This is a genomic window from Citricoccus sp. (assembly GCF_032154715.1).
In the GTDB taxonomy this organism is placed as follows: Bacteria; Actinomycetota; Actinomycetes; order Actinomycetales; family Micrococcaceae; genus Citricoccus.
Genome location: NZ_JALDXU010000160.1, coordinates 1 through 3,045, shown reverse-complemented (window position 1 = coordinate 3,045; position 3,045 = coordinate 1). Strand labels below are relative to the sequence as shown.

At 67.4% G+C, this 3,045-nt stretch carries 3 protein-coding genes; all 3 read right to left on the bottom strand.

Annotated elements, in window-relative coordinates:
• Positions 1-67: 67 nt before the first annotated feature.
• The 3 genes from RUH65_RS15555 to RUH65_RS15545 all read right to left on the bottom strand — a co-directional run bounded on the left by RUH65_RS15555 (position 68) and on the right by RUH65_RS15545 (position 2,797).
• The gene (locus tag RUH65_RS15555) at positions 68-727 is read right to left on the bottom strand and encodes a methionine ABC transporter permease (protein ID WP_396180367.1); all 660 of its coding nucleotides are present in this window, start codon (positions 725-727) and stop codon (positions 68-70) included.
• A gap of 5 nt (positions 728-732) precedes the next feature.
• On the bottom strand, positions 733-1,764 hold the full coding sequence (locus RUH65_RS15550) for a methionine ABC transporter ATP-binding protein (protein WP_313818552.1): 1,032 nt from the start codon (positions 1,762-1,764) through the stop codon (positions 733-735).
• A gap of 130 nt (positions 1,765-1,894) precedes the next feature.
• A complete protein-coding gene (locus RUH65_RS15545; protein WP_313818551.1) occupies positions 1,895-2,797 on the bottom strand; it encodes a MetQ/NlpA family ABC transporter substrate-binding protein in 903 nt (300 codons plus the stop codon).
• Positions 2,798-3,045 lie beyond the last annotated feature (248 nt).

Below are 3,045 nucleotides of genomic sequence, written 5' to 3'. Positions count from 1 at the left end.
CCGCCAGCCGCGGCACTCCGAACAACTGGGAGGGGGCCGGCGTCGTTGTTCGCGGTGGTGGAAAGGCCTACCGCCGCAGGATCTTGCGCGCCAGGATGTTGCCCAGGGCCTGGATGACCTGGACCACGATCACGATGATGAACAGGGCGGTCCAGGTGACCACGGGGTCGAACTGGCGGTAACCGTAGGAGACGGCGTAGTTGCCCAGGCCCTCGCCACCGATGATGCCGGCCACGGCGGACATGTCGATCAGGGCGACGATGGCGAAGGTGTAGCCCAGCACGAGCGGGCCCAGGGCCTCCGGCAGGATCACGGTGCGGACGATCCGCCAGGGGCTGGCGCCCATGGCGCGGGCCGCCTCGATCACCCCGGGGTCCACGGCCATCAGGTTCTGCTCCACGAGCCGGGCGATGAAGAAGCTGGCCGCGATCGAGATGCCGAACACCACGGCGTCGGAGCCGATGCCGCTGCCCACCACCTGCCGGGCCAGCGGCTGGATGGCCGCGATGAAGATGATGAACGGCACGGGGCGGAACGTGTTCACCAGGATGTTGATGATCCAGAAGACGGCCGTTTGCTGCATGATTCCGCCCTTGCGGGTCACATACAGCAGCAGGCCCAGGATGAGGCCGCAGATCCCGCCGAAGATGAGGGCGAGGGCGACGATCCACAGCATGATGCCGGTCTGCTCCAGCAGCGTCGGCATCAGCTCGGTGATCTGATCGATGATGGTCATGCGTACACCTCCTCGACGGTGACTCCGGATCCGATGGAGGAGATTGCCTCGTCCACCGCCGCGGCGTCTCCGCGCACGGCGATCGTCAGCAGCCCGTAGACGCGGCCCTGAATGGCGTCCACGCCGCCGTACACCAGATTGAAGTCGACGCCGGCGCGCGCCAGTGCCCCGAAGACGCGGGCCTCGGTGGCCCCCTCGTCCGTGAATGAGATGGTGAAGAACCGCCCCTCGTGCTGGGCCCGCAGTTCGGTGAGTTCGTCGCCGGAGGGCAAGTTCCGCACCACGGTGCGCACGAAGCGCTTGGACGTGGTGGTCTGCGGGTTGGTGAAGACAGAGTAGGTCTCGCCGGCCTCCACCACCTGGCCGCGGTCCATCACGGCGACCTTGGTGGCGATCCGGGCGATCACGTCCATCTCGTGGGTGATGACCACGATCGTCACGCCGAGCTCCCGGTTGACCTTGGCCAGCAGGTCCAGGACCTCGTCCGTGGTCTCCGGGTCCAAGGCGGAGGTGGCCTCATCGGCGAGCAGGATGGGCGGGTCAGCGGCCAGGGCCCGGGCGATGCCGACGCGCTGCTGCTGGCCGCCGGAGAGCTGCTCCGGGAAGGCGCCCGCCTTGTCCGCCAGCCCCACGAAGTCGAGCAGCTCCAGCGCCTTCTGCTTGCGCTGGGCCTTGCCCATCCCGGCGACCTCGAGCGGGTACTCCACGTTGCGGCGCACCGAGCGGGAGCTGAGCAGGTTGAAACGCTGGAAGATCATCCCGATGCCGGTGCGCATCTGGCGCTGCCGGGCCGCGGAGAGCCGGGTGATATCCGTCCCGTCGATCTCGATGGAGCCGGCGGTGGCCGGCTCGAGGGCATTGATCAGCCGCACGAGGGTCGACTTCCCGGCGCCCGAGTAGCCGATGATGCCGAAGACATCACCCTTCTCGATCTCGAGGCTGACACGGTCCACCGCCACGGTCGGGGCATGACCGCGCTGCGGCGCGGGATACTCCTTGGTGACGTCCTTCAGAGCGATGTGGGGCATGGGTTGATTGTCCTGCACTTCCTTCGGTTCGGGCACCTTGTGGCCGGGCACTGCCGTGCCCACCACGCCCGACGCCGGCCGGCACCTCCCCGAAGAAGGTGGCGGCCGGCGTCGGACCGAGTGCCGGGGATCAGCCTGCGTTGCTGAGGGCTTCCTCAGTGGTCGTGAGCGACTCCTGCAGCTCCGCAGCCGGGGTCTGCAGGAACACCGCGGAGCCTCCGGCCGACTCCTGGGCGCCGTCCAGCACGTCCTGGTTGGTCTGGTAGATCTCCACCAGCTGGTTCAGCACCTCGTTGTCCTTGTCCTCGGCCTTCGTGGCGAAGATGTTGACGTAGGGCAGGGCCGCCGGGTCCTCGGGATCGTCCTGGGCGATGGCGTCCTCGGGAGTCAGTCCGGCGTCGCCCATGAAGTCATTGTTGACGATGGCAGCGGCGACGTCCGGCAGGGACGTCACGGTCACGGCGGCGTCCAGGGCGGAGACCTGGACCTTGGACTCATCCTGGATGATGTCCTCCGGGGTGGAGGAGGCGTTGCCGCCGTCCTGGAGCGTGATCAGCCCCGCCGATTGCAGCACGAGCAGGCCGCGGGCCTGGTTCACCGTGTCATTGGGGACGATCACCGTCTCGCCCTCCTGGATCTGGTCCACCGAGTCGTACTTCTCGGAGTACAGGCCCATGGGGTAGATGGCGGTGGCGCCGATGGGCTGGATGTCATCCCCGGCCGCCACGTTGTAGTCCGCGAGGTACTGGATGTGCTGGAACTGGTTGATGTCCAGCTCGCCCTCGGACAGTGCCGGGTTGGGCTGCGTGTACTCGGTGAAGTCCACGATCTCCAGCGCGATGCCCTCGGCCTCCACGGCCTCCTCATAGGTGGTCCAGTACGGTTCGGAGGCACCCACCACCCCGAGTTGGACCGGATTCTCCTCGGTGCCCAGCTCGGCGTCTGACTCCCCGCCGCCGCAAGCGGTCAGTGCCAGGGCGCCGGCCAGTGCCAGGGCGGAGAGGGAGAGTGCGCGGGTGTGGTTGCGAGTCATGGGTGGTGCTCCTGTTGTCAAGGGGGTGGTGACCGGTTAAAGCCTAGTTTTGTGCGCGCTCTTGCCGTCATACGCCGACATACAGGATAGTTCACCGGCCTGTGGCGCCCCTGACTGCGCTTTCCGGGCAAAGGTTGCGGGTATGTGACGTCCTTGCCATGGACCCCACCGCGTCACCGCAATCCTGCCCAGCCACAGCGATGATCGCCGTGGCTGGGCAGGAAGGGTGTGACTGCCGCGCCCGCTGT